Source organism: Endozoicomonas arenosclerae, from assembly GCF_001562015.1.
Lineage (GTDB): Bacteria > Pseudomonadota > Gammaproteobacteria > Pseudomonadales > Endozoicomonadaceae > Endozoicomonas_A > Endozoicomonas_A arenosclerae.
The window spans coordinates 20,213-27,094 of record NZ_LASA01000189.1 but is presented as its reverse complement, the minus strand read 5'-3'; the positions used below and the strand labels follow the sequence as shown (position 1 = coordinate 27,094).

Here is a 6,882-nt window from a genome sequence, read left to right as displayed (position 1 = left end):
TCAATTTGGATTTATAAAAGCCAGGTATCGAGGTTTGAAGAAGAATGACAATAAACTGTCTACTTTATTTGCCCTGGCGAATATTGTTCGACTGGATCAAATGATCCGGGCACAGGGTTAGTCCGCCCTGAAGTCACGAAAGTGGCTAAATATCATACAAATAAGGGGTTGAGACCTCTGATTTCAGTCCTACTTCGAACTCGATTCAAGAAGGGAAGTAAATTAGAGGTTATTCGCAGGTTCCTTAAGGAATAGTCCTGAAATAATTTCCTTGTGGAACCCTTCTCAACCCGTTCGGGCTGAGCCTGTCGAAGCCCAATGCCACGACCCTTCGACAAGCTCAGGGTGAACGGAATCCCTATGTAAACCGGGAAGTTATTTCGAGACAAATCCTAAGCTGTACCCGGGAAAAAGAAAATGATCACAAGGATTTGTAGACATATAGTCGTATTGTCTCTTCTCGTTTGTCAGCCACTGTTCGCTGACACATCCATTTGGCAAGTCAGTAAAGGCGATCAGTCTATATTACTGGGCGGTACTATCCACTTATTGAAAGAAAGTGACTACCCGCTACCTGCCGAATTTGAAAAAGCCTACAACGAAGCCGACTCTCTGGTCCTGGAGATCGACCTCAATCCGCAGTCTGAGGTGCAGCTGCAGCAGGAAATCGGCAGGGCTATGATGTTGCCCCAAGGGCAAAATCTGAAAGGCCAGCTGTCTGAAGATACCTATAAAGCACTGCAGAGCTATGCAAAAACTCAGGGTATGAACCTTGATCATCTGGCTATGTTTAAACCCCAGATGGTGAGTCTGATTATCTCTGTAACGGAATTGCAAAAGCTGGGCATGACCGCCCCCGGTGTTGAAGATTATTTTTCCAGGAAGGCTGAAGAAGATAATAAAAACATCATTGGGCTTGAAACGGTCAGTCAGCAGGTCGACTTTCTGAGTTCCATGGGGGAAGGGAATGAAGATGAGTTGATTCTGCAGACCCTGAGTGATGTTAAGGAGCTGCCGGAAATGATGGGAGCCGTGTCTGATGCCTGGAAGTCTGGCGATGAACAGGCATTGTACAATGCAGCCAATAAACCCTTAAAAGACAACTTTCCAGAGGTGTATCAAAGCCTGCTGGTGGAGCGCAATAATAACTGGATGCCCAAGATCGAACGGTTGTTGAAAGATTCAAAGAAAGAGCTGGTGTTGGTGGGGGCAGCCCATTTAACTGGAGAGCAGGGGCTTCTGGATCAACTGAAAGAGAAAGGTTATACCGTCTCCAAGTACCGCTAAATGTTCGTCCTGATTCCAGGGCTTTTATCTTCAGGAAACGAGTACCAGAGTGAGAAATTTTCAATACTCAGCTCTGGAAAAAAGAAATGCGGCCTGATAGCCGCATTTCTTCATGTCTGATACCTGAATGCCGTCATCCGGCAATCATAAGTCTCAAACCATCGAGTCTCAGCATGGCATTCTGCAGGCATTGGTGACCCAGAGCGGCACGCAGTTTCAGATGTTCAATCTCTTCATCGCGTACGTTCGGGTTCACAGCCTTCAGTGCTGCCAGTCGCTTGATCTCTTCTGTGACATTACTCAGCAGGGTTTTGCAGGCTTCGGTCACAATGGGGTTAACCTGTTCCTTGGCTGCCTGCTCGGCTTTGCCCAGCATGCTCAGAATCGGTTCCCGTTGCGCTTTAACCAGCTTTTTCGCCATGCCTTTCTTGATCGGCTGCAGTTGTGCATTCAGGGTATCAAAGGCCACTTTTTCAGAGAGGTTATTCATGCCAGGGTCAATCAGGCAGCGAATAGGTGTCGCTGGCAGGTATCGATCCAGTTGCAGTTTTTTCTCTCCGGTGGCTTCCACCACATAGATGGCTTCCAGCAGCATGGTGCCCGGCTTCAGGGCTTTGTTTTTCAACAAGGCGACCGAAGTGTTACCCATTTCACTGGTTAGCAGCATCTCCATGCTTTCCCTGACCATGGGATGCTCCCAGGTAAGGAAGTGCATGTCTTCGCGAGACAGTGCCATATCACGGTCAAAGGTGACTGTGATGCCATCGGCAGGCAGACCCGGGAATGAGGTCACCATATGGCTGCCAGGACGTACAACCAGACAATGCTTGGAATGATCTTCTGATTCAACGCCAAAACCTTCGAACAGTTTTTCCATATAGCGTTTCAGCTGTCTGGGTTCTTCCTGTTCTTCAATGTCGTTGATCAGATCTTCACTGGACAGGGTGCCACGGGAGTTGATTTCCAGCAGGCGATCCCGACCGTTGTGGAGGTGCTCATTCATTTTGGCATTGAGCTCGGCAGTCTCTTCGATCAATGGCTGAATGTCAGCCAGTGTCGTTTTCTTTTCCGGGGCCAGTGCTTCGGTAAATATTTCTCCGAGCTGTTCATAGACCATGCTGCCTGAAGGGCAGGTGTCCGCAAAAGCGTTCAGGCCTTGATCGTACCAGTGGAACATCAGCTCCTGACCGGTCCCTTCAATATACGGCACATGTATTTTGATGGTCTCGGTCTGACCAATACGATCCAGACGACCAATACGCTGCTCCAGCAAATCAGGATGAGCCGGCAGATCGAACAGAACCAGATGGTGCGCGAACTGGAAGTTACGGCCTTCACTGCCGATTTCCGAGCAGACCAGCACCTGGGCACCGTACTCTTCGTCGGCGAACCAGGCGGCAGCGCGATCCCTTTCCACAATGCTCATGTTCTCATGGAATACTGCGGTAGGAATGCCTGACAGGATTCTCAGTGCGTCTTCAAGGTCCAGTGCGGTGTTGGCGTTGGCACAGATCACCAGCACTTTTTGCTTTTTGAGCAGTTTCAGCAGATTGATCAGCCAGTCGATACGAGGGTCGACTTTCCACCAGGGGTCCATGTCATCCACGCGGATGTGAGCCTGATAGGCCAATTCAGGATAAAGAGTACCACGAACCTCAGTCTCTTCTTCCTGGGCAATCTGATAGAGCTCGGGCATTTTCTGGGCGTAACCCTGAACAACCCGACCCGGGAAGCCGCCGACAGCTGCACGTGTGTTTCTGAAAAGTACACGACCGGTGCCGTGACGATCCAGCAAAGTGCGCAGCAACTGATCACGGGCCGCTTCTTTCTGTTCTTCTGAACCGGTATTAATCAGGTCGATCAGAGGTTGGCAGTCCTGACCCAGGAAACCGATCAGGTGCTGACAAGCAGCCTCTGGAAGATGATCATTTTCCAGAAGTTCCTGAACGGATTCAGCTACAGGTTCATAGCTCTTCTCTTCTTCCTGATAGGTGGCCAGATCATGGAAACGATCGGGGTCCAGCAGGCGCAGACGGGCGAAGTGACTCTCAGGTCCCATTTGTTCCGGCGTTGCCGTCAGCAACAACAGACCGGGAATCTGGGCCGACAGGCTTTCCACGACCTGATATTCACGGCTGGGTTCTTCTTCTGACCAGACCAGATGATGGGCTTCATCAACGATCAGCAGATCCCAGTCCACTTCCAGAGCTTGCTGGAAACGGTCTTCGTGACTGCTCAGAAAGTCCAGGCTGCAGAGAATCAGCTGTTCAGAGTCGAACGGGTTTTCATCTTCAATGGCACGGCAGCGCTCTTCATCAAATAGGCTGAAGTGAAGATTGAAGCGGCGCAGCATTTCTACCAACCACTGATGCTGAAGTGTTTCCGGCACCAGGATCAACACCCGACGTGCACGTTCAGTAATCAGTTGCTGATGCAGAATCAAGCCGGCTTCAATGGTTTTACCCATACCGACTTCGTCGGCCAGCATCACCCTGGGAGCATGACGCCCTGACACTTCACGGGCAATGTGAAGCTGGTGGGGAATCAGGCTTGTGCGGGCTCCGACCAGTCCTCGCATGTGAGAACTGCGCAGGCGACAATTGTTCTGAAGCGTTTTATAGCGCAGGGAGAAATTACTGTTCTGATCAATCTGACCAGCCAGCATTCTGTCCTGGGGCTTGTTGAAATGGATAAAGTTGCCCAGTTCCGATTCGGGAAGCTCTTTGGGCTCACCATCGGACAAAACACCTTTATAGAGGAGCAGACCATGTTCCTCGATGACTTCTGTCACCGTCATGATCCAGCCTTCGTGACTTTCTACCTTGTCACCAGGATTAAATTGCACCCTTGAAAGGGGGCAGTTATTAATGGAGTACAGCCGGGTTTCACCGGTGGCGGGGAACAATAAGGTGACCATGCGACTGTCGAAAGTCAGAACGGTACCTAACCCTTGTTCAGTTTCGGTGTCACTGATCCAGCGCTGTCCAGGAACGAAGCTCGTCATGTCGTGACTACATACCTTGCCAGACAAAAAGGCCGCTATATTAGCGGAATTAGATGTATTAGCAACCAGTACAAGTGCTACTTGGCGGGACGTATCGGACTTGTCTTGCCCTGATGGCTCGGAAAATAGCCGCCAGCACTGTGGTTTATGGTAAAAACCCTGTTATCTGAATGAAAGTTCGAAGGGCGGGTTTTTATACATACAGGGCTATATGTAGCTGAATTTGTGGCAATCAAGGGGTATTTAATGGCGCTGGACAGTGGTCCTCAGGCTGGGAAAAGGCGTTAAGCAGGGAACCAGAGCGGATTTGAGAGTTCCGCTCTTTTGTTCGGAAAGTGCGTAGAGCTGTTTCAGGCGGCTGCTTCATCCTCGGTGCTGGTGTCTTCTTCGGAGGCTTTTCCAATCTTCAGAACCAGGTCCGGTTTGCCTTTGAAAGCTTTGGCAAAGGCTTCCTTGTTGCGGGCAAACATCAGGCCGATCTCTTCCGCCAGGTTTTCATCAATTTCAAAGCTGTCTTCGAGCAGGCTGGTAATATTGGCTGCCAGCTCCAGCATGCGATCGTATTCTTCAGCGGCTTTTTTGTCTGTAAACATGCTTCCATCCCGGTCAACTCGCCACATGGGGGTAATAGACATGGCCCTCTCCTGTCAGGCTTGGTTTAATGATACTGTATAAAAATACAGTATCGGTGTCCAGTGGCATTTCTTTGGGATTTTTCAGCGCTTTGAATCAAAGCTCATCATGTGCGCCGCTATCTGCTGAGCTCTGATTGCTCTGGTAGGTATTCTGCCAGACCGGGACGATGGCAAAGTCATCGTAGTAGTTTTTCGTGAGTGTACCGTATTCTGGCATGGGAATTCGAAGCAGCAATCTGGCTTTGTCTTCCTTGTAGCCTTTGTCAGCAGGGTTGAATGAGCGTATTGAGGTGTAGATCTCATAACCTGCAGGGTATTCGAACCGGGAGCCATCTGGATATTGGAAGGGGGGAAGCTTGGTTCTCCCTCTGGCTCGACCGGCTTCAAAGTGGATGTTCCGGCCCAGATAATCGAGACCCAACAAGTCATTGCAGACGTTAGGCTTGGCTTTGTTACTGCCTTTTTCGTAACGCACCAGCTGTTCGTAGGGAATACTGCCGGAGTAAAGGATGGCCTTTTTGCCGCTTTTCAGGGCAGGAGCCGGCTTTTGTTGGGTTTCTGATGTGAAATAGAAAGGTTCATGGAAGTTGTGAGTGAATCCTTGAACACTGGTAAACAATTCATCCGAGTCAACGAAGTCGTTACCACTGGCTGTGGGCTCGTTTAAAGACAGGCAGTGGCTGTGATGGGTTCTGCAATCGATGCGGTCTTCGATGTCATCCCGATGTTGCTTCAGATCGTTGTGATAAGCCAGCAAACTGTTGGAAGTAGGACTGCTAATGTCACCTTCTATGGATCTGTGGCCGGAAAGTATTGCCCTGGGGTATGCACCAGACCAGTCTGCTATCCAGTTAAGCACCTGGTAGTTAAAGTCGTAGAGTTTGCAGAGCCTGTGGTAACACTGATCTTCTTTGGCTTCATCGTAGCTCACCGACAGGGTATTAATGATGTCCATTGCCGGATCCAGAGGAGTGATGGCTGCACTGTCGGTAAACAATCCAGTCACCTCATCCAATGGCATTTTCAGAATGATGGCAGGTTTGACGGTGCCGCGAACAAATTGAGCAAAGCGATCGTGTTGAGTAAAAACCAGGAACGGTTGTCTTTTTTGATTGATATGGACACTGAAGCCGGTCTGGCGATTGGTTTCTTGGGCCACCGGGTCGTATCGTTTTTCTTTGTAGAGCGATTTATTGAGCTCTCCCGTGTCAGGGACCCCCATTCGATGACTCACCGATTCAAAGGAGTCGAGCTCAGCTGACCGTTGTTCCCTTACATCCTTAAAAGTTAACGTGTTGCCATTTTCGATCTGAACAGAATAAGCTCTGTTGGCGCGAGCCATATAGAGGTTGTTCGGATACTGAACGGCCCATGCGACAAAAGCAGGGCTTCTCTCCTGGCTGGCGTCGGGATCGTGGGCATTCAGATCCAGAGTGTCCAGAAGCTCTCCGTTTTCAATCAGCGCCAGAAGGTTGTTATCGCAATAAATGACATCTTTGGGTGATCCCTGGTTGTCAGGGCTGTTGACGGTAATGCCGTTGCCAAACTGGTCGTCACTTTTGCCTCCGTGCTTGACCATGTCCCAGACGTTCCAGCTGCCCTGATTGAGCATATGACAACCTGGTACATAGGTTTGGTTGGAAGACCAGAAATCCTTGAACTGATGTCTCATGGGGTCAAAGGTTGAGGGCTCGAAGCTCCGTTTCAGCAGGGGCGCTCCTGTTTCAGAAGACAGGGATGCATTTTTAACATCAACATAGCTGCCAAAAAACTGTGATGGAGTAATGGAATATGCCCGCAGCTCGTATCTTACTGGCATTTCTTTCAGAGGTTCAGGAGGGGTGGCCATAGAAAGAGAGGCACCCAGTGATAGAGGTAGAAGCCAGAGTCTGGAGGGCATACTGCGAATCCCAAAGATGTCTTATTTATTGAATCAGACAGAAAACTATAGTTTAT

The 6,882-nt window shown here is 49.7% G+C and carries 4 protein-coding genes and 1 pseudogene; 2 read left to right on the top strand and 3 right to left on the bottom strand.

Annotated features, from left to right (window positions below; all coding sequences use genetic code 11):
* Window positions 1–121, top strand: a pseudogene (locus tag WG89_RS32405) (IS5/IS1182 family transposase); the annotation flags it as partial.
* A 296-nt stretch (window positions 122–417) separates the two neighbouring features.
* Complete coding sequence (locus WG89_RS26455) at window positions 418–1,287, top strand: TraB/GumN family protein (protein WP_079254074.1); 870 nt, start codon at window positions 418–420, stop codon at window positions 1,285–1,287.
* Between the two features lie 133 nt (window positions 1,288–1,420).
* Here the strand turns inward: WG89_RS26455 and rapA are convergent, their stop codons facing one another.
* From rapA to WG89_RS26440, 3 genes are all read right to left on the bottom strand, one after another.
* On the bottom strand, window positions 1,421–4,291 hold the full coding sequence (gene rapA, locus WG89_RS26450) for an RNA polymerase-associated protein RapA (RefSeq protein ID WP_062270657.1): 2,871 nt from the start codon (window positions 4,289–4,291) through the stop codon (window positions 1,421–1,423).
* Window positions 4,292–4,641: 350 nt separating this feature from the next.
* Window positions 4,642–4,926, bottom strand: a complete 285-nt coding sequence (locus WG89_RS26445; RefSeq protein WP_062270656.1) for a YebG family protein — start codon at window positions 4,924–4,926, stop codon at window positions 4,642–4,644.
* Window positions 4,927–5,020: 94 nt separating this feature from the next.
* Window positions 5,021–6,826, bottom strand: a complete 1,806-nt coding sequence (locus tag WG89_RS26440; protein ID WP_153301844.1) for a hypothetical protein — start codon at window positions 6,824–6,826, stop codon at window positions 5,021–5,023.
* Window positions 6,827–6,882: the final 56 nt, after the last annotated feature.

Excerpts from the sequence above, each read along its gene's own strand:
- WG89_RS26455 (WP_079254074.1), top strand. The coding sequence starts at position 418 with ATGATCACAAGGATTTGTAGACATATAGTCGTATTGTCTCTTCTCGTT.
- rapA (WP_062270657.1), bottom strand. The coding sequence starts at position 4,291 with ATGACGAGCTTCGTTCCTGGACAGCGCTGGATCAGTGACACCGAAACT.
- WG89_RS26445 (WP_062270656.1), bottom strand. The coding sequence starts at position 4,926 with ATGTCTATTACCCCCATGTGGCGAGTTGACCGGGATGGAAGCATGTTT.
- WG89_RS26440 (WP_153301844.1), bottom strand. The coding sequence starts at position 6,826 with ATGCCCTCCAGACTCTGGCTTCTACCTCTATCACTGGGTGCCTCTCTT.